The following is a 20,241-nucleotide window of genomic DNA, read 5'->3' on the forward strand; positions in this document are numbered from 1 at the left end:
TCGTGGCCACTGTCCTGCTTTGATGGTAATTATGGACGTTTCTTATCTGCTCGAAGGCCTTAATGATAAACAGCGTGAGGCAGTTGCTGCACCACGCACTAACTTATTAGTACTTGCAGGTGCAGGTAGTGGTAAAACGCGCGTATTGGTACACAGAATCGCTTGGTTAATGGCGGTTGAGCATGCATCACCATTCTCGATCATGGCAGTGACCTTTACCAACAAAGCAGCAGCAGAAATGCGCCATCGTATCAATCAGTTGATTGGCTCAAGTGAAGGTGGCATGTGGATTGGTACTTTCCACGGTTTAGCCCATCGCTTACTACGTCAACACTATTTGGATGCTGGCTTACCACAAGATTTCCAAATTCTCGATAGCGATGACCAATATCGATTAATTCGTCGGTTGTTAAAAGCGATGAATCTTGATGAAAAACAATGGCCCCCCCGCCAAGGAATGTGGTACATCAACGGTAAAAAAGATGAGGGATTACGTCCTCAACATATCGAATGTTATGGTAACCCGATAGAAAGTACATGGTTAAAAGTGTATCAAGCTTATCAAGAGGCTTGTGATCGTGCTGGGTTAGTCGATTTTGCTGAGTTGTTATTACGAGCCCATGAATTATGGCTCAATAAGCCCCATGTATTGCAACACTATCGTGAACGCTTCACGAATATTCTCGTCGACGAATTCCAAGATACGAACAGCATTCAATACGCTTGGATCCGCGTGTTAGCTGGCGAAACGGGTAAGGTGATGATTGTTGGCGATGATGATCAATCAATTTACGGCTGGCGTGGGGCACAAGTGGAAAATATTCAGCGTTTTTTGAATGACTTCCCTGGAGCTGAAACAATCCGTCTTGAACAAAATTACCGTTCCACTAACAATATTCTGAAAGCTGCGAATGCCTTAATTGCGCATAATAGCGATCGATTAGGGAAAAATTTATGGACGGAAGATGGCGATGGTGAGCCGATTTCCCTCTACTGTGCTTTTAATGAATTAGATGAAGCGCGCTATATTGTCAGCCGTATAAAACAGTGGCAAGAAAATGGTGGTGCTTTGCAGGATTGTGCGATGCTATATCGTAGCAACGCGCAATCTCGTGTGTTGGAAGAGGCATTAATTCAAAGTGCTATGCCATATCGCATTTATGGTGGACAACGCTTCTTTGAACGTCAAGAAATTAAAGATGCACTGTCTTATTTAAGGCTGATTGCTAATCGTAATGACGATGCCTCCTTTGAACGTGTGGTAAATACGCCAACGCGAGGTATTGGCGATCGTACTCTGGATACCGTACGCCAAACCGCACGAGACCAACAATTAACCTTATGGGAAAGTTGTGAATATTTACTTCGTGAGCAAGTTCTTGGGGGTCGTGCCGCGGCGGCTATTGAACGTTTTCTCGAATTGGTCGATGCGCTGGCGAAAGAAACGCAAGATATGCCCTTACATGTACAAACGGATAGAGTGATTAATGACTCTGGTCTACGTGCGATGTATGAGCAAGAGAAAGGTGAAAAAGCACAGGCTCGCATCGAAAACTTGGAAGAGTTGGTGAACGCAACCCGCGATTTTAGTTATCAAGATGAAGATCAGGATTTGATGCCGCTACAAGCCTTTTTATCACATGCCGCATTAGAATCGGGTGATGGCCAAGCCGATGTGAATCAAGATGCGGTGCAGTTAATGACACTACACTCAGCAAAAGGACTCGAATTCCCAATCGTCTTTATCGTTGGTATGGAAGAAGGGATGTTCCCTAGCCAAATGTCAATGGATGAAAGCGGTCGCTTAGAAGAAGAGCGTCGCTTAGCTTATGTTGGGATCACGCGAGCGATGCAAAAGCTGACGATCACGTATGCGGAAAGTCGTCGTTTATATGGTAAAGAAGTTTATCACCGCCCATCACGTTTTATTGCGGAGTTGCCGACAGAATGTGTGGAAGAAGTTCGTTTACGTGCAACGGTTTCTCGTCCTGTTAATCATCAGCGCCTTGGCACACCAGTAACCCAAAATGATTCAGGTTATGCGTTAGGCCAACGTGTACGGCACCCTAAATTTGGTGAAGGTACTATTATTAATTTGGAAGGAAGTGGAGAACATTGTCGTTTGCAAATTGCTTTCCAAGGTCAAGGCATTAAATGGCTCGTGGCATCCTATGCTCGGCTAGAAAATGTATCATAAGTTATTTTTCCCCGTAGAGTGTCATAAACAAAATATGGCATTCTACCTAATATACGGTGTGTTTTAATTTCACGAGGCATATTAAAACACATAAAAATAAAATAGATTGTAATTATCAATTAATAATATATTTAAACTTATTTTCACTGTAATTATTTTATTGTTTTTTTATATAAATTATAAATTTGTTTTTTCGATTTTTTGCTTATAGCATGATTTGCGTTTTAATAATCATTAATTCAAGAACGATGAGTGTGAATTGGGCAATTGAAAAAATAAACGATGATCTCATTGGGGATTTTCGTCGCAATACAACATTAAGCTGATCGCTTCCCTTTCTTGGTCATGTATTCAATCTGGTGATTAATCTGTAATATAGGGTAATTTATCGGAGAATATTCATGGCTAAAGTCGATGTAAGGTGCCCATTTTGTCAACAAACTCCCTCAGTGAAAAAACATGGCCTAGGGAGTACAGGTCATCAACGTTATCGTTGTCAAGACTGCTGCCGAAGCTTCCAACTCGACTATGAATATCGTGCCTGCCAGCCCGGTACCAAAGATAAAATTATCGACCTAACGATGAATAATGCCGGTATTCGTGATACCGCTAGAGCCCTTCATATCAGCATTAATGCGGTTGTTCGCACTTTAAAAAACTCTCGCCGAAGCAGGTAACCTCTTTACCCCTTGATAATCTGCACATTGAACTCCTTTGCGAAGTCGATGAACAGTGGTCTTTTGTGGGTAATAAGAAGCAACAACGCTGGCTTTGGTATGCGTGGGAGCCCCGCCTAAAACGGATAATTGCTCATACGTTTGGTCGTCGAAACAAAAGGACTCTTCACCAGTTACTGGCTTTACTGTCTAGGTTTAATGTGGCTTTTTGGTGCACGGATAAGTTCAGTGCTTATGAGATATTGCCCAAGCAGAAACATGTGGTAAGTAAGTTTTATACGCAACGAATAGAAAGAGAGAATTTGAACCTGAGAAACCGCTTGAAGCGCCTTAACCGTAAGACGTTAGGTTACTCGAAGTCACCTGAAATGCATGACAAAATCATCGGTACATTCATTGAACGCGAATACTACCTATTATGATGATCTCTATATTGAATACACGACCCCTTTCTTCAGTACAGGTATAAAGTAGAGTTTCCTGCCTTTTTTCTCCTGAAAAAGAGGTCATCTGACATGAAAAAGACACGTTATACCGAAGAACCGATAGCGTTTGTCCTGAAATAGGCTGAAACCAGCACCTGGGTGGAGGAAGAGTGCAGAAAGATGGGTATTAATATTTGCGGCAGGCTCTGAAGCTGCGAGTTTCATTAAATTGGATTCATCGCGATGAATCAAAATATTGTCATTAGCACTGAGGGTGAGTTTATTCGTTTTGGCTAACTGGGTATTATTAAAACTGATGCTTTCCCTGCTTGGATATGTAACGAATTTGTGGCGTTAATCACCGAGGGGTGATAATACATTATCTTTAAAGGCAGAAACGGAAATCCCCACTAATTCAATTTGGTTCGCGTTAAAACACAAGGCATTATCACTAGCGCTTTTCAGTGTCGGGTCTACCGTAACAGTATTTTGATTTTCAAGGGCCTCTCGTTGCTGTTTTTCCGATTCTAAGCGCTTTTTTGTTTTGTCTCTATTGGCTGGAAATCATAAGGGCTCAGAATAACTGAGTTCCGTAAAGACGATTAAAGGTAAGAACAAGACAGCAGGGATCAGTTTTATCATAATAAGTGAATACGATTAATCGTACAAAAAGTTAAATTTCGCTTAAGGTAAAGAGTCATTAACCTAATGGCAAGAGAAATCATCAAGAAAGGATATAAAAACTGGATTTGATTACCTTTGAAGGTTAATTCAATGCAAAATATAGCCGTTTGGCTAATTGGTAGATTGTTTTTCTATTATTTATTTTTTTGTTGGCGAAACAATTTGCTTTAAGTTGGTTTGGCAAGCAGTAATTACGACTATTTTAGGTAAGGTATCTTTACTACTTTGTCCTGAATTGAATGATAGCGTTAATGAAAAGGGGATGTTGGGAAGCAACGAAACGATAACAATGGTTAATGGGTTAAATAGAATGGCTAAGATTTGTTAAACTGACTAATGTTTGGAACGGGCTGCTAGTGGTTAAAATGATTGCTTAACGACGTTTACTGTTCCATTGCTTCCCAAACCTCGGGGTCTAACTTCTATTTGAAATACAATAAAAAACAACGAACAAATCTCTTAAGCTAATATTAATAAAAAAATTAATGCCAAAGATCGCCAAGCAATAGTTACAGCGTTAGAATCAGTTGAAATTGCCGATGCCACCAAAAACTTTAAACTGTTGAGTAAAGGCATGGGGTATGTTGGACCAGCAATTGATGGTTATGAGCTTTTCTTTGTTGAGTTACCTAATGCAATAAAAAGTGATAATTAGCGATCTTTTTTTGTTAAAGCAACGATTGGAAGACAAAGATGCTCATGTTGATAGCTTAAAAAATGCCATGCTATTAATCGAATCCAAGCTACTAACAACATCTGAACCAGTTGCATCAGTGCCAGCCAAAAAATCTTGGCAATTCTGGAAAAATAGCCGTTTGGTATCATTTCCATGCTGAAACCCAAACCGCCATTTTGATAACAAACGAGCAATATCAAAAATGGTGTTTTTACGGGTGAAAAGAAGTGGTTTTAGCCCATTGAGTAGATTTTTGAATGAGTGCCTAAGTGGCGTTATGCTTAAGCACCTTTATGTTAAATTCAGATAGAACTTGTTAATTTAGTTTAGGTGATAAATACTGTCCGTATATATCTCATGGATAGGTCACATCAATGCAATGGTTAACTAAAATAACGCTCAGTTCCTCACTATTTTTGCTCCTCGCATGTTCACCAGATGAAAAAAAATCTCTACCTGAAAAAAGTGAATACCTTGCAGGGAATTTGTCGGGATTTAATCATGTGAAAGGAACGAACGTTAACTGGTTTACCGTCAATGGGTATGGTGGGAGAACGGGTGGTTTTACCTGCTGCGTTATGCTACCACCCAAATGGAATCCAAATTTAACGGCTGAAATAGAATGGGAAATAGATCCCAACCCATACCCAAAAAATATTCCAACGTTTGATAGCGGAAATTATCCTGAGTTTGCAAAAAAACACAAAGCTAACTACCGACAGTATCAAACAACAGTTAAGATCCCTGAATACTCAGAAACCTGTGGATTAACCGTGCATTTTTTACCTTGCCAACAAGTCAAGGTAACTACCTCCTGTTATACCATTGACCACCCAGACTACCCAATCAAAGATGCTTTTGACCAAGAGGAACCAGCATCATGCCAGAAATAACACGTTGGGATAAAGTCAGTCATGGCGAATCATGTTGGATGCCTCCAGAGTTTCCAAGCCAAGGACGACTCCCTCTCACACCGAAGCAAATTGAACGTAACTTAAAAAAGATCCGTCAGGATGAAGCGCGTTATCATGATAAAGTGTCAGAAAAGCTAGGGTTTAGAATGAGCATGACATGCTGCCATAGTTTGCATATCAGCTTATTTTTTGACGGTACCAATAACAATGAACCCTATGACACCAAGAAAGCTAGCCCTCCACATCCTTCTAATATTGCGAAGCTATATCATGCCAGTGCCCCTGAAGACAAAAAAGCCAATAGCAGTGGATATTACGCATATTATATTCCCGGAGTCGGAACCCCCTTTCCCGAAATAGGAACCTATGACTATTATTCAGAGGGACTCACGTACGCAAAGGGAGGAGAAGACCGTATCAATTGGGCATTGGTCCAAATTTGTAATACATTAAATATCGCGATTAAGAAAATAAAACTCGATGATAACACCATGAAAAAAAGCGTTCATGCGATGCGAGGGAGTTATGAGTCAGCGATAATTGGCCACCTTTTTACAGGACAGGGGCTAGATGCAGCCAGAACGGCTGACAATAATAATATCAACCGTATTCGTGAAATAGAATCGTTGCTTGAACCACTAAAAAAAGACATCATCACAGCCAGTCCAAAATTAGTCAGCATTAATCTATTTGTTTATGGTTTTTCCCGAGGTGCAGCAGAAGCCAGAACCTTTTCTTCATGGCTGAATGATATTCTAAAATCCTCAACCCTTTCCCCCCAAGGAACACTTCTGGGACTCGCTGTTTCTATTGAATTTTTAGGTATTCTAGATACAGTTCCTGCAGTTGGTGTTGCCAATATGGCGCCAATCTTCACTGGACATAATGGATGGGCTTATGGGACGCAAAGCCTCCCTAAATCCAGTTTAATTAAACAATGTACTCACCTTGTCTCATCTCATGAACAACGCCAATGCTTTGCGTTAGACTCCATTCGTTACCCTGACGGGACTTACCCTTCAAATGCAGTTGAAGTCATTTATCCCGGAATGCACTCCGATGTAGGAGGTGGATACCCTGTTAATGACCAAGGAAAAGCCCGTGAGAGTGATGGTGAACTTCTGTCACAAATAGCCCTACACGATTTATATGCATCAGCCATCGATGCAGGCGCACCGCTGGCGATCCATCCCAGTTATATTAGGGATGAATTAAAGGAACGTTATCCTTATAGAGTAATGCAGCCTAGTACAATTAAAGAATTTGTAATATCAGATGAATTAATTACCCGATTTAATGCATGGCGAAAAACTGTAACCCTTGAAACACAATCACAGCCAACACAAAGTGAACAAGGCTATTCCCCTGTACGTTTTAAATACGCCCCGCTTGAAGATGCAGTCGAAGAACAGATGGGATGGATGACCGCATGGCGTATAGCCAGATATGCATCCTCTCGGCAAGAGTCAATCAATTTATCACACCAACCTTTTTTCCAAGCCTCAACATTGCCCGATGGAGCCCAAATCGATCCATGGGATACGCGATTTCCGGATAGAGCTGAATATTACATCAATGAAGCCAAAGAGACTCATGACGCTAAATTAAAACAAATACAGGTCGAAAGGGAAAAAGAAAAAACTCGTCATAACGATGATTGGACGCCTCCTCCACAATTTATCGGAGAGCCATTGTTCGATGAACAGAATAGCAAAGGACAACTATGGGAAGCATCGTTGGAGTTTAAAACCGATTACGATAATCAACCCAGCATTGACTATCTCAATGTCACTCGAAAAACCATGGTTTTTAAAGCGGCAGACAGGGCTGTTAGAAAAGCGACGTATCTCGTGTTAGGTCATGATCCTGAAGCGGAATATGCTCGTTTAAAACAACTCGCCACACTCATTTATCAAGATACAGTCAAGCCGGTTCTCGATAACCAAAACGATCACCCACGCATCAAAAATGTTTTTACTGACATAAAAAAAGTAATTGCATTATATGATGACCAAATCCACGATTCTCGTGCATGGTTTATGCATACCGAAGCGGGTATCTCCGAAATGTTAGGTGATTACTTTTTATTTCGAATGATTTACTTTGGTAATAAATGGAATAAATTAACCCAAGTCGTCAGTCTTGATTTAGAACTTACGCCCAATCTTTTTGAATTTGATTTATCCAAAAACGCGAACGATATTGAAGTGTTTAAACATGGTGAAGAATACGTTTTAAAAAATAGAAACAGTGGGCATGTGTATACAATCCCAAATAGCACCATATCGGCTCCTACCTCAGATTTCCTGTCTGAAATTGGTGCGTTAGAGCTTTCAAGCGATAAGATACGCCACGAAAAATTCATGGAATATGTTTCCACATTGCCAAATGTCATTAAATTAACTTAATCATAATGGGAATCGAAATATCTCGATTCCCATAAGACCCATTATGTTAAATAAAACTACAAATCGAAGAAAAAGAGGCGGATAGACATACCCGCCCAAAATAAAGGCTAAGAAACAAAAGTGCCATTCGCTATTTTTTGTAGATTTGCATATATTTGAGCCTGTCTATCATCTTTCCGTTGCTGAACCAACGGTTTCAATTGAGCAATAAACTCATGAGTTGAAGCAGGTAATTCGTTTTCATTAACGATAATTTCTTGTCCAGTCTGGCGATGATATATTTTAACCCCATAGGTTGGGTGATGAGTAAAAACAGCGTGTTTCTGTAAATTTTTATCCACGCCCATTAAATAATTACCATCAAAACGCAATAAGACGGCCTTATTCCATTTATCCCCAAAATAAATCATTCTTGATAAAAAATACCCTCCAAACGGCTCTCTCACTCCACTCTCGGAATGCATAAACCAAGCTCGAGAATCATGAATATAGTTATCATAGAGATCAATTAAAGAACCTATTTTTGGATCTTTTTTACCCGTGAAATACGGTAAAAAAGATCGTTCATATTTATCATTCCCATTATCTTTAAAAATAAAATATTTGACAGCTTCATTTTGGCGCGTATAAACATACGCATTGGTTAACAATAACGGGTCAAGAATCTGTAGTATTCCCGCTGTTAACGGTACTGAGCCAGCAAAACTGCTGTCCGTGTTTTCTTCAATCGTACAGGTTTTTTCATTAATGGGGTGCTTGGTCATTTTATATTGAAGCGTTAATAGTGGTTCAGGTCGAGGTCTACGCACATAATCAGCGGCAAATTCTAACGCTGCTTCCCAGAGTTGTCCTCGTGCATTAGTGGCATCAAATAAAGGTGAACCAATTAAATCACCACCTGGAAACCAATCTTCATTATTTCTATGTTTAGCTATCTCATCATTACGCTTTTTTTCAGTGAGTTGAGCATTACATGCTAAAAGAGATCATTCCTCAGCCAACGCATTATACGCTTGCTTTCCATACCCTGATTCATACGGTTGAGCCTGAATTTTGGGGTGTTGAGAAGCCTGCTGAAAAAAAGGTTGTGACGCGATGTTCATCGGGGATGAGAGAGGGGATGCAAAACGCATAATTCGCCACCCCGTAATCCAACTGAGTTGATCTTCCATGATTTGTTCTAAGCACACCGTTTCAAACCGAAATGGGGAATAGATAGGACTGTCTGACAAATCAGACTCTTGTTGAGTATCAATCAACGTTGTTGATAGCCAATGGTTAAACGTCGAAACCAATTTCGGGGATACGTTAAATTCTTCACGATTAGAACCATCCATATTTCTAAAGGAATACCACTGCTGATAATCGGCAGATAGCTGATTAAACGTATCAGGATGAACGGCTAATGGGGCGCCAGCTTCAATCGCGGCCGCGTACATATCGTGCAGCGCGATTTGAGACAATAACGCCCCCGCATCATCTCGGGATTTACCTTGGTCGCCCATCGGATACCCCCCTCCCACATCCGAGTGCATGCCGGGGTAAACCACCTCCACCGTGTTAGGTAAATAATTTCCCTCCGCCGTCCGAATTGAATCGAGTGAAAAGGCTTGCCGCTGTTCATTGGCCGCGACAAAGTGACAACATTTTTTAATCAACCCTGATTGCGGTAAGGGTTGCGTTTGCCCCGCCCAACCGTTATGCCCTGTAAATCCCAGCACGACGTTGGCTATCCCTACCGCAGGAACGGTATCAAAAATGCCTAAAAACTCGACCGAGACCTTGACACCCAATAGCGTTCCCGCGGGAAATCCTAACAGATTGGACGATAACAGTTCATCTAACCAACTCACAAACGCTCTGGCTTCCGCTGCCCCACGAGAAAATCCATAGACAAACAATTTAATGGCGACAATTTTACATTGAGAGTCGGGTACTTTTTTCTTAATCGGTTCAAGTAGTTTTTCTATGGCATGTAAGCGTGCCGCCTGATGACTATTATTTGGCGAAACTGCAGCTAAATAGGCTTGATTAATTTTTTCTCGGTCAAAAAACATTGGACCTGTTGCCGCCGTCGCCATTATGGCGTCGTTTTGAGATAGATCTAGTTTGGATGAATTCATCGTTTCAACCGCTTTTTTCATAAGACCATTACCGATGAAATTTTTTGTCACCGTATGATGTAATGTATTACACAGTTGAACTAAGCCCCAATTAATACGGTCTTCTCCCCCAACCGCAAACTGCAACCCCGAAGAATAATAATCATACGTCCCAATTTGAGGGAATGGCGTACCGACGCCCGGAATGTAATAAGCATAAAAACCACTCTCATTCGCCTGACGGTTTTCGGGGGCACTGGCATGATACAGTTTAGCCACATTGGATGGATGCGACGGTGTACTGCTTGTGTCGTTCGGCTCATTGTTATTGGTGCCATCAAAAAACAAGCTGATATGTAAACTTTTACAACACGAATTTTTTAATTTCCGATAACAGTCACTCCGATGTCGAGATTCTTCTTGTCTTATTTTTTTCAATATTCTTAATTAACTGCTCTTTTGTCAGTTTTAACCGCCCATCGAGCGGGAATTCAGGGGGAACCCAACAAGGGCCACCTTGGGTTGAGATTTGGTCTTTTTGAGGGGCGATAATCATTGAGGACATTGTGCGGGCTCCGGTTGGTCAAAAGGGTCTTTAATGGGGTGGTTTGGATGCTCAATGCCATGGCACGTCGCGGTAACTTTCACTTGTTGGCACGGTAAGAAGTGGACTTGCAATCCACAGGAATCCGTATATTCCGGGATAGTCACGGTGGTCTGATATTGTCGGTAATTGGCTTTATATTTTTTTATATAATCTTTGTAGTTGGGATCACTGTATTCAGGAAAATCGGAGGGAAAAGGGTCAGGATTAACTTCCCACTTGATATTGACCTGCATATTGGGTTGCCATATTTCAGGTAGCATGATGCAGCACGTAAACCCCCCGGTTCGCCCCCGATAACCATTGACTGAAAACCAATTAATCTTCGTATCCGCGACATGGTTATACCCCAATAAATTTGCCCCCACATAGGCGATTTTATCTTTCGGTTTATCGTCGGGCGAACACCCTAAAATAAAGAGTGGAAGAATGAAAAAAGCTAAAGTAAATGCTCTCATGTACATAATCCTGTCCATTGGAAATGGAAAACAGTATCATACACTTAAGGTAAATTATCTATTCCTGAATAAGAATAATTGGAGTGACATCATTGGTTCTTATAAGACCCATTGTGTTAAACGGGTGTGTTTAGAGACTAAAACACCAGGTTAGATATCATAAAACCGCCTAAGTGCGATTTTGAATTGCTAAAAGTATCTCATCCCCCTGAAAGTTTATAACGGTTTCAGTTGCAGTTAAGCGTATTTTTAACATCGCCAGAGCTGACTGAAAAACTGACCTGAAATCGTTGAAAAGCACAAACTTGTTTTGTGGTGTTCGACGATTTTACCAACCGAGTAAAACGAGGACGGTAGTGTTATTTAAAATAAGCAGAATAGTTAATGATACACACAGGCGATTTTCGTGATAAATAGAGGCTATATCACTTTAAAAATTGATAGAAGGTTACAATAGATGTGAATGTACAAACCACCTCACGTAGGTGAATTAATCACTGAAACGTTGAATGAACTTAACCTAAGCATTGATATTTTAGCTGAAAAGCTAAAAATGACTGTATCCGAAACTGAACAGCTTGTTAATGGTAATCGAGTCATTACATTACAAATTGCGAAGCGTCTATCAATGACTCTCGGTAGCAGTTCATCATTTTGGTTAAATATTCAAAAAAATTATTACAAACGCTCCTCTATTGAGAATGAATTTTTTTGAAGATATTTAACCCATCAAATTCTATTTTTTGTATTTTAATATCTGGTCATATTCAGCCAAAATTTAAACTTAAAATAAGCACAGCTATTAATTTTGAACATCAATTGACATAGGTTTACACGAAAAAGCTGATGCATCAATGCATCAGCAGCGCATCAGTTTGATGCGTGAGAACAGTAGTTACAGTTTAACTCTCTATATCACATATGATGTGCAACCATTTATTTCATACTTACCCATAGGAAATATAAATTTTCAACATTTTATATCCTGCATCAATTCGTCATCGGAATGATGCAGAAATGCATCAGTTCTATGTTTACATAGCCATAACAATTAAAAATAAACTTCATATTTATCAAAAAAATACTATAAAAATTCCATTTTGCGTATGGTGTGTGTTTGCAAGAAACAAAAATTGGTGAGTACAAAATATTTTTAGTGCCTGATAAATAGTTTTTGATGGGTCACAAAAGAAATTTTAATCATGAGCGCAACAATATGCGTAATTGTCCTCTCGTGTTTCATTTTAATTCTTACTTTAAAGCTCCTGTAACGTCCTCTGTTTGATTTAAACACCCTAACTAAGAGGTGTTTTATGATGATTGGTTATTCTAGTGGCTTAAAATTGATTATAGAGCGTTTAACATCCACTAACTGGATTAATGTGAGCAAAGCGAACTGAATAACACGGAAATTTCAGCGACGCTGTGGCGGAATGGTCGAAGACAAAAGAAATGTTCAGCAATCTTCCTGAGCAACGCGAGGGAGCTACTGTAGTATTTTTAGGTATGTTTTGAAAGGAGCAAACATTGTTTGCGACATCTGTTTAACTATCTCGTAAAGTGATGTATCTGACAAAAATGGTTGAGTTATTCACAGGTATTCCCCTTTTTAACTTGTTTTTTTGTTTTTTTATCTTGTTTTCTGATCTTGTTTTCTGACGGCTTTATTTCTTTAAAATCAATACACTATATACCCATAGGTCGGAAAAATTACGGTAGCATCCACATAATTAGGTCTGATAAAATAAAAACTTGCTACCTTTAAAATAGGCCTGTAGATGTTATAAAACATATAACTTATTGGGTTTAACATGAGTAACTTAATCGCGTACAAATCAAATGCCCTGATTGAAGCTAGCTACAAGCTAACTCTTCAAGAGCAAAGAGTATTGTTGATGTGCATAGGTAAGTTGAATCCGCAAGATGAACAGCCAGAAAAAAATTCCAATTAACTGCAAATGAGTTTTTTTTGGCATTTCCTGATATGGGAAAAGAAAATGCTGAACGACACTTACAATCAGCTATAGATCGATTATGGGACAGATCTATCATTATAAATTGGAAGAATAAAAAAGAAGAAATCCGTTGGATCCAAGGAAGGGCTAAATATTTTACTGGAGAGGGAAAAATAGAATTAGTTTTTGCAGATTTGATTATGCCATATTTAACTCAATTAAAAGGCCAATTCACTAGTATTGCTGTTAAAAGTGTATCTGCTCTTAAAAGGACATATAGCATACGAATTTATGAATTATTAATGCAATTCAAGAAGACAGGTGATCGACTTATAAGCGTCGATGACTTCCGGTCTATGCTCGGATTGGAGGAAAAATATAGTCAATTTAAAAGATTAAATGACGATGTCATAAAACCGGCGATTCAAGAATTAAATGAAAAAAGTGATCTAATGGTTTTAGTTGATACTGTCAAAAAAGGTCGTAGAGTTGTCGCTTTACACTTCCAATTTAAAGAAGATAAACAAATAAAAATGGCAATCTAATGGCTCAGGTAAGTATTTCAGAAGCAGCTAAGCTAACAGGAAAAAGTCGCAGGACAATACAACGTTATGTCGTGACAGGAAAACTATCATTGTCACCCATGATAATGACAGCTCAAAATTAGAAAATGAGTTGCTGAAAAAAGAAATTGAGTTTTTAAAGCAACGGTTAGAAGATAAAGATGCTCATATTGATAGCTTAAAAAATGCCATGCTATTAATCGAATCCAAGCTACCGACAACACCTGTACCAGCCAAAAAGTCACGGCAATTCTGGAAAAAATAGCTGGTTGGCGTCATTTTTACCGCGAAACTGAAACCACCATTTGGATAACAAACGAGCAATATCAAAAATGGTGTTTTTACGGGTGAAAAGAAGTGGTTTTAGCCCATTGAGTAGATTTTTGAATGAGTGCCTAAGTCGGATTACGCTTAAGCGCCTTTATGTTAAATTCAAATAAACATTGTTAATTTAACTTAGGTGATGAATACTGTCCGTATATATCTCATGGGTAGGGCACATCAATGCAATGGTTAACAAAAGTCACGCTCAGTTTCTCATTATTTTCGCTCCTCGCATGTTCACCAGATGAAACTCCATCTCCTTCTAAAAAAAATGAATACCTTGCAGGGAATTTGTCGGGATTTAATCATGTGAAAGGAACGAACGTTAACTGGTTTACTGTCAATGGGTATGGTGGGAGAACGGGTGGTTTTACCTGCTGCGTTATGCTACCACCCAAATGGCATCCTAATTTAACGGCAGAAGTCGAATGGGAAATAGACCCCAACCCTTACGCTAATGTACCTAATCCAGTAGGAGATAAGTTTTTAGAATTCATGAAACAACATGAAGCAAATTATCGACAGTATAAAACAACGGTCAATATCCCTGAATACTCTGAAACCTGTGGATTAACTGTGCATTTTTTACCTTGCCAACAAGTCAAGGTAACTACCTCCTGCTATGCCATTGACCACCCAGACTACCCAATCAAAGACGCGTTTGACCAAGAGGAGCCTGCATCATGCCAGAAATAACACGTTGGGATAAAGTCAGTCATGGCGAATCATGTTGGATGCCTCCAGAGTTTCCAAGCCAAGGACGACTCTCTTTCACACCGAAGCAAATTGAACGTAACTTAAAAAAGATCCGTCAGGATGAAGCGCGTTATCATGATAAAGTGTCAGAAAAGCTAGGGTTTAGAATGAGCATGACATGCTGCCATAGTTTGCATATCAGCTTATTTTTTGACGGTACCAATAACAATGAACCCTATGACACCAAGAAAGCTAGCCCTCCACAATGGTGTTTTTTACGGGTGAAAAGAAGTGGTTTTAGCCCATTGAGTAGATTTTTGAATGAGTGCCTAAGTCGTGTTACGCTTCAGCATGTTTATGTTAAATTCAAATAAATATTGTTAATTTAACTTAAGTATTGAATAATGCCATTTATCACCCACGGACAGGTTACGATAATGGCATGGTTAACAAAAATCACCGTCTTATTTCCGTTATTATTCATACTTAGCGGATGCTCGCCCGATAAAAAAAACGAACAACTCGCAGGCAACATTTCGGGTTTCAATCACGTCAAAGACACGTCCATTAACTGGTTTTCTGTTAATGGTTATTATGGTCGGGGTGCCGGCGGCTCCTGTTGCATCATGATCCCTTCCCAATGGTCACCGGATCAAACCGTGCTAGTCGAATGGGAGGTTGATCCCAACCCTTATCCTTCAGATTCCCCCGGTGTAACAGACCCTAAATTTGAAGACTACATGCAAAAACATGAAGCCAACTACCGGCGTTACAGTAAACGTGTCGAAATCCCGCAGTATGATGACCCTTGTGGGTTACAAGTGCATTTTTTACCCTGCCAAGAGGTCAAAATTACCTTGTCTTGTTATGCGCTTGATCACCCAAATTATCCCATAAAAGAACCGAGCTACATGGAGGAGCCAACCGAATGTCCAATTTAAGTCTCTCTATCCCAATAGAGAGCCAAATTAAAACTCTCATCTACCCGATCAAAAAAATTATGGACAGCCAACAAGTGACTCATGGTGATCCTTGTTGGGCGCCGCCGTTGTTTCCGGAGCAAGGGCGATTACTGTTATCCATGCCTCAGGTTACCAATAATCTGTATAACGCACGAAAAGAAGAACGACAATACCAACGCTCGGACATAAAAAAACGCATGGCGAGTGTCAAAAATGTGCATGTCAGCCTGTTTTTTGATGGCACCAACAATAACGAACCTTATGACACCAACAAAGCCGAGCCACCGCACCCCTCTAACGTGGCAAAATTGTACCATGCCAGTGCACCAGAGGTTAAAGAAGCCATTTCTGCAGGTTTTTACGCTTACTACATGCCCGGTGTGGGTACGCCATTCCCCGAAATTGGCACCAATGAATACTACAATCCCGGGTTAACCTATGCTGCCGGCGGGGAAGCCCGTGTCAGTTGGGGATTAATTAACCTTTGTGACACGTTGTTTTATGAAGTTACGAAAATTCGACTGACCACCGCAGAGCGTCGTGACGCATTGGAGAGCATGAGTTCGAACACCAACTATGAAAGCACCACCATGTTCGCCTTAAGTGATTACAACCCGATTCCTGGGCTCCTAAAATGACTGGCGCCTATCAAAGACAAAATCGCTCGTCATGTTCCGAAATTGATAACATTGAAGTTGTATGTGTACGGGTTTTCTCGTGGGGCTGCCGAAGCCCGCACCTTTGTGTATTGGGTCAATCAATTATTGGAAAAACTTCCGACATTTTCAGATATCCCAGAGGCTGAAAAAACCCTCTATGGTCTTCCGGTCTCCGTGGACTTTTTAGGGGTGTTTGACACTGTGCCGGCGGTGGGGTTTGCCAATGTTATGTCCATGTTTAGTGGGCACAACAGTTGGGCGGGGGGCACTCAGCAACTGCCCAAATCGTCACTGGTGAAAAATTGCTGTCATTTCGTAGCGGCACATGAACAACGTCAGGCTTTTGCGGTTGACTCGGTGCGTACCCCAGAAGGCATTTACCCGCCCAATACCGTGGAAGTCATTTACCCCGGGATGCACTCCGATGTCGGGGGCGGTTACCCCCAAGGTGACCAAGGCAAAGCGCGAGACAGTGCGGGAGAGTTGTTATCCCAAATCGCTTTACACGACATGTACGCTGCCGCGTTCGATGCGGGCGCCCCATTGGCGATAAGTGAAACGCTGTTTTCTACCTTACATCGAGATTTACAAGAACAGTATTCTTTTCGAAAAATGACATTAGCTTCGGAAAGAGAGTTTGTTTTATCTAGTTTATTAATTGAAAAATTCAACACGTGGGTTCAACACACGTTACCTGAAATCATGCCTGCAGGCGAACCCACTAAAGCCGCGTACACGCCCATCCGATTTGCCACTCATGACCTTGAACACGTCATGGAAGCGCAATTGGTGTTAATATCCGCGTGGCGGATTGGTCGTTATGGCTCTGCACAAACCGAGCGAATCAACCTGACACAACAACCTTTTTTTTAGGCTGCGCCTCAACATGCCGATATCCATGCCCAACCGTATGAACCCGCGTTTAATCACCAAGCGACTGAAGCCATCATCACCGAATACAACCTTAATGAACAAAAAATAAATAAAATAAAAAGGGAAAGGAAAACAGAACAAGACCTACACTACTTGGATGTGAAAAATTGGGTGGCAAAAAATACAGGAACACCGCTGTTTGATGCCACCAATGCACGAGGGCAACTTTGGGAAGCCGCCTTAGAATTTAAAGCCGATTACGAAGATATTTCACGCCCAGCACCTCAGATCGATATGTCGTCACGTAAAACCCAATCGGAATGTTTAAAAGATATTCAACAATGGGTCGGTACCGCATTAGACAGCCAGTGTGCTGCTTTTCCTAAATACAGCTTTCCCACGATAACGGTGTCAGCACAAGCCGCATTGCTACAAAATTTAGACGGTTCGGTAGAACGAATTGTTCAAGAGATCACTTACCAAGATGAACGAGGTGAGTACGAACATTTAAAAGAGGTCAGTAGTGAATTATTCCGAAAAGTGATCTCCCCTTATCTTTGGGGAGTGACGCCCAAAAACACGGCGATGGACAACCTCATCGCGTTGTTTGATGACCATATTCATGATTCAAGGGCGTGGTTCATGCACTCCGAAAGTGGGGTTCGTGAGCCGTTTGGCAGTTATTTTCTGTCGCGGATGATTTATTTTGGGGATCATTGGAATAAAACCATGACGCTGATAATTGAAAACAACAAATTGGTTCAGTTCCCAGCAACACCCGCAGCACAACTCGCACTGTATTACCTTCCCACGTATGGGTTGAGAATGATAAACCTGCAAACAGGTGAAACGGCTAGCCTTGACGGAATATCAGGTGCACCAAAAACTAACCAAATCATGCCAGTGATACGCGATATTTTAGTGAAATATCAGCAGACACGGAGAGAAGAACTCCGACAAAATCTCATGGATTTTTTAACCCAGAGTGGCGATAAAGTGATAACACTCGATAAAGAATAAAGAGACAACCCAATCGGAGCAACAACGGTGATCCAGATAAGACCCATTTAGGTGCGATAATCATTGAGGACATTGTGCGGGCTCCGGTTGGTCAAAAGGGTCTTTAATGGAGTGGTCTGGGTGTTCAATGCCATGACACGTCGCGGTGACTTTCACTTGTTGGCACGGTAAGAAGTGGACTTGCAATCCACAGGAATCCGTATATTCCGGGATAGTCACGGTGGTCTGATATTGTCGGTAATTGGCTTCGTGTTTTTTTCATATAATCGCGATAATTCGGATCACTATATTCAGGTAAATCGGTAGGAAAAGGGTTAGGGTCCACTTCCCACTTGATATTGACCTGCATATTGGGTTGCCATATTTCAGGTAGCATGATGCAGCACGTAAACCCCCCGGTTCGACCCCGAAAGCCATTGACTGAAAACCAATTGATATTCGTGTCCGCGACATGGTTATACCCCAATAAATTCGCGCCCACATAGGCGATATTATATTTCGGTTTATCGTCAGGCGAACACCCTAAAATAAAGAGAGGAAGAATGAAAAAAACTAAAGTAAACGCTCTTATGTACAGATCCTGTCCATTGGAAATGGAAAACAGTATCTTATACTTAAGGTAAATTATCTATTCTTGAATTAGAATAATTGGAGTGAAATCATTGGTTCTTATAAGACCCATTATGTTAAACGGACGAGTTGGTTACTCAAAACCGCCTTCTTATATCCATTAAAGCCCCTAAAATCAATTTTAAGACACGAAAACTCTATCAAACCATCCAATGGGCAACGCTACAACACTCGCAGTTGGCTGTGCATGATTTTATGGATAGCGCAACGCGAGCATTGATTAAACGATTTAATCGTGAAGTAGGTGCAGGCTACCATTCACTGAAAGATAGTCAGCATCGTTTGGCTGAGATCAGTGGGCAATACTTATCTTCTCGTATTGATATGTTGACTGCTTATCAGCAGGACCTCAAATTTGTTACGGCAAAATATAAAGGTTTAAATTCGTCCTTATTGAGTGAACAGATATCGCTATTCCATAAGGGAGAGGACGCGGTAAGCTTATTGACAGGTATGACTGAGATGCATGACCGAATTGGATCATCATTGACGTTTTGCTTTGGTAAAACAGTAACTTGCACAACGGTTTCTGGCTAATTTTTTAAGCGATTAATACTCAGTGAGTAGCGATCTTTTAAGCATAGAAAGCGTTCATCATGGCCGTGATGAACGCGATAACATGATGAATATCACTCACTCATCTACCAATAGTTTTGTCATATTAAAACTCGGCTTTATGGTTAGTCACATTGATTTAAGAGTCTAATCATTAAGATTTAAGTTTTTAATTTTAAATTTTCCATTCAGTGAAGTATAAAATCATACCGAGTAACCATTCTAATATTTATCATGTCATTGAATAAGTTAATTGATTCTCTTTCTACACAAGGTTGGTATGTGTGGGATGACTTTTTGAACCTGTCAGAAATACAGGCAATTAAAAGCTGCATTCCTGAAAAACTACACGACGCTCGTATTGGTAACGGTGAATCGTTACAAGACAATAAAACGATTCGTGGTGACCAAACTATTTGGCTAGAGTCTGAAATGGGGGCACCTATTGCAGAGTATATGGCGAAAATGGACGTTATCCGCCAAGCATTAAACCAACAATGCTACATGGGGTTACGTGACTTTGAGACGCATTTTTGCCGTTACCCAAATGGCGCGTTTTATAAAAAGCATGTCGATAATTTTCAAGGCCAAGGCCGACGCAAAGTGACGACGGTGCTTTATATGAATGAGGCGTGGCAGCGAGGTGATGGTGGGGAATTGGTTGTGTATGATCATCAAGATAATAAACTGTTTCAACTTGACCCTTTAGCGGGGCGGATGATTGTGTTTATGTCTGAAGAGTTTCCTCATGAAGTTCTCCCTACCCAACAAAAGCGTGAAAGTATAGCCGGTTGGTTTTTAACCGAAAAAATACTTTAACCTTACTGACGAATGCCACCTCCTCGCGGAGGTGGGCTGT

Annotated in this window: 20 protein-coding genes and 2 pseudogenes; 17 read left to right on the forward strand and 5 right to left on the reverse strand. The window is 40.7% G+C overall.

Going from position 1 to position 20,241, the window contains the following annotated elements:
- Positions 1 to 22 precede the first annotated feature (22 nt).
- From uvrD to O7C57_RS21835, 3 genes are all read left to right on the forward strand, one after another.
- Positions 23 to 2,197, forward strand: a complete 2,175-nt coding sequence (gene uvrD / locus O7C57_RS01550; protein ID WP_196713761.1) for a DNA helicase II — start codon at positions 23 to 25, stop codon at positions 2,195 to 2,197.
- 401 nt (positions 2,198 to 2,598) lie between these two features.
- Positions 2,599 to 3,296, forward strand: a protein-coding gene (locus O7C57_RS01555) for an IS1 family transposase (RefSeq protein ID WP_269723143.1) whose coding sequence is annotated in 2 segments (ribosomal slippage) — positions 2,599 to 2,848 and positions 2,848 to 3,296 — 699 coding nt in all. Because the reading frame shifts where the segments join, the coding sequence is not laid out codon by codon here.
- A gap of 1,192 nt (positions 3,297 to 4,488) precedes the next feature.
- On the forward strand, positions 4,489 to 4,638 hold the full coding sequence (locus O7C57_RS21835) for a hypothetical protein (protein ID WP_425476433.1): 150 nt from the start codon (positions 4,489 to 4,491) through the stop codon (positions 4,636 to 4,638).
- Here O7C57_RS21835 and O7C57_RS01560 read toward each other — a convergent pair.
- Positions 4,635 to 4,814 carry a hypothetical protein gene (locus tag O7C57_RS01560; protein WP_154624384.1) on the reverse strand — a complete coding sequence of 60 codons (180 nt, stop codon included), beginning with the start codon at positions 4,812 to 4,814 and terminating at the stop codon, positions 4,635 to 4,637. The genes O7C57_RS21835 and O7C57_RS01560 overlap by 4 nt on opposite strands.
- 219 nt (positions 4,815 to 5,033) lie before the next feature.
- Here O7C57_RS01560 and O7C57_RS01565 point away from each other — a divergent pair, with 219 nt between their 5' ends.
- Both O7C57_RS01565 and O7C57_RS01570 read left to right on the forward strand, forming a co-directional pair.
- Positions 5,034 to 5,552 (forward strand): DUF3304 domain-containing protein, encoded by a 519-nt coding sequence (locus O7C57_RS01565; protein ID WP_163863262.1) that lies wholly within the window; start codon positions 5,034 to 5,036, stop codon positions 5,550 to 5,552.
- Positions 5,540 to 7,981 (forward strand): T6SS phospholipase effector Tle1-like catalytic domain-containing protein, encoded by a 2,442-nt coding sequence (locus tag O7C57_RS01570; RefSeq protein WP_269723525.1) that lies wholly within the window; start codon positions 5,540 to 5,542, stop codon positions 7,979 to 7,981. Before O7C57_RS01565 ends, O7C57_RS01570 begins: the two co-directional genes overlap by 13 nt.
- Before the next feature lie 107 nt (positions 7,982 to 8,088).
- Here the strand turns inward: O7C57_RS01570 and O7C57_RS21500 are convergent.
- Positions 8,089 to 10,648: pseudogene (locus tag O7C57_RS21500) on the reverse strand (T6SS phospholipase effector Tle1-like catalytic domain-containing protein).
- Entirely contained in the window at positions 10,636 to 11,145 is a 510-nt protein-coding gene (locus O7C57_RS01590; protein WP_244316451.1) for a DUF3304 domain-containing protein, read from the reverse strand. The pseudogene O7C57_RS21500 and the gene O7C57_RS01590 overlap by 13 nt, the downstream one beginning before the upstream one ends.
- A 463-nt stretch (positions 11,146 to 11,608) precedes the next feature.
- Between O7C57_RS01590 and O7C57_RS01595 the strand changes: the two genes are divergently transcribed.
- The 10 genes from O7C57_RS01595 to O7C57_RS01640 all read left to right on the forward strand — a co-directional run bounded on the left by O7C57_RS01595 (position 11,609) and on the right by O7C57_RS01640 (position 18,197).
- Entirely contained in the window at positions 11,609 to 11,860 is a 252-nt protein-coding gene (locus O7C57_RS01595; RefSeq protein ID WP_154635762.1) for a HigA family addiction module antitoxin, read from the forward strand.
- 1,096 nt (positions 11,861 to 12,956) lie between these two features.
- Positions 12,957 to 13,097 carry a replication initiation protein gene (locus tag O7C57_RS01600; RefSeq protein ID WP_269723526.1) on the forward strand — a complete coding sequence of 47 codons (141 nt, stop codon included), beginning with the start codon at positions 12,957 to 12,959 and terminating at the stop codon, positions 13,095 to 13,097.
- Between the two features lie 17 nt (positions 13,098 to 13,114).
- Positions 13,115 to 13,645, forward strand: a complete 531-nt coding sequence (locus tag O7C57_RS01605; protein WP_269723527.1) for a replication initiation protein — start codon at positions 13,115 to 13,117, stop codon at positions 13,643 to 13,645.
- Positions 13,646 to 13,775: 130 nt separating this feature from the next.
- Positions 13,776 to 13,928 (forward strand): hypothetical protein, encoded by a 153-nt coding sequence (locus O7C57_RS01610; protein ID WP_230085890.1) that lies wholly within the window; start codon positions 13,776 to 13,778, stop codon positions 13,926 to 13,928.
- 239 nt (positions 13,929 to 14,167) lie between these two features.
- Complete coding sequence (locus O7C57_RS01615; protein WP_269723528.1) at positions 14,168 to 14,683, forward strand: DUF3304 domain-containing protein; 516 nt, start codon at positions 14,168 to 14,170, stop codon at positions 14,681 to 14,683.
- The gene (locus O7C57_RS01620) at positions 14,671 to 15,057 is read left to right on the forward strand and encodes a hypothetical protein (protein WP_163863254.1); all 387 of its coding nucleotides are present in this window, start codon (positions 14,671 to 14,673) and stop codon (positions 15,055 to 15,057) included. The genes O7C57_RS01615 and O7C57_RS01620 overlap by 13 nt, the downstream gene beginning before the upstream one ends.
- A gap of 63 nt (positions 15,058 to 15,120) precedes the next feature.
- Entirely contained in the window at positions 15,121 to 15,624 is a 504-nt protein-coding gene (locus tag O7C57_RS01625; RefSeq protein ID WP_154624351.1) for a DUF3304 domain-containing protein, read from the forward strand.
- Positions 15,612 to 16,283, forward strand: a complete 672-nt coding sequence (locus tag O7C57_RS21505) for a DUF2235 domain-containing protein (RefSeq protein ID WP_269723529.1) — start codon at positions 15,612 to 15,614, stop codon at positions 16,281 to 16,283. The genes O7C57_RS01625 and O7C57_RS21505 overlap by 13 nt, the downstream gene beginning before the upstream one ends.
- 222 nt (positions 16,284 to 16,505) lie before the next feature.
- Positions 16,506 to 17,177, forward strand: a complete 672-nt coding sequence (locus O7C57_RS21510) for a phospholipase effector Tle1 domain-containing protein (protein ID WP_336432815.1) — start codon at positions 16,506 to 16,508, stop codon at positions 17,175 to 17,177.
- 171 nt (positions 17,178 to 17,348) lie between these two features.
- Positions 17,349 to 18,197: a hypothetical protein gene (locus O7C57_RS01640; protein ID WP_269723530.1), complete on the forward strand. Its 849-nt coding sequence runs from the start codon at positions 17,349 to 17,351 to the stop codon at positions 18,195 to 18,197.
- Between the two features lie 60 nt (positions 18,198 to 18,257).
- Here O7C57_RS01640 and O7C57_RS21840 read toward each other — a convergent pair whose 3' ends face one another.
- Positions 18,258 to 18,416 carry a DUF3304 domain-containing protein gene (locus tag O7C57_RS21840; protein WP_269723531.1) on the reverse strand — a complete coding sequence of 53 codons (159 nt, stop codon included), beginning with the start codon at positions 18,414 to 18,416 and terminating at the stop codon, positions 18,258 to 18,260.
- 118 nt (positions 18,417 to 18,534) lie between these two features.
- Positions 18,535 to 18,678, reverse strand: a pseudogene (locus O7C57_RS21845) (DUF3304 domain-containing protein); the annotation flags it as partial.
- Between the two features lie 344 nt (positions 18,679 to 19,022).
- Here O7C57_RS21845 and O7C57_RS01655 point away from each other — a divergent pair.
- Both O7C57_RS01655 and O7C57_RS01660 read left to right on the forward strand, forming a co-directional pair.
- Positions 19,023 to 19,364, forward strand: coding sequence for a hypothetical protein (locus O7C57_RS01655; protein ID WP_269723532.1), 342 nt, complete (start codon positions 19,023 to 19,025; stop codon positions 19,362 to 19,364).
- A gap of 252 nt (positions 19,365 to 19,616) precedes the next feature.
- Positions 19,617 to 20,201 (forward strand): 2OG-Fe(II) oxygenase, encoded by a 585-nt coding sequence (locus O7C57_RS01660; protein WP_154624355.1) that lies wholly within the window; start codon positions 19,617 to 19,619, stop codon positions 20,199 to 20,201.
- The last annotated feature ends 40 nt before the right edge of the window (positions 20,202 to 20,241 follow it).

Source organism: Providencia sp. 21OH12SH02B-Prov (assembly GCF_027362595.1).
GTDB classification, from domain to species: domain Bacteria; phylum Pseudomonadota; class Gammaproteobacteria; order Enterobacterales; family Enterobacteriaceae; genus Providencia; species Providencia zhejiangensis.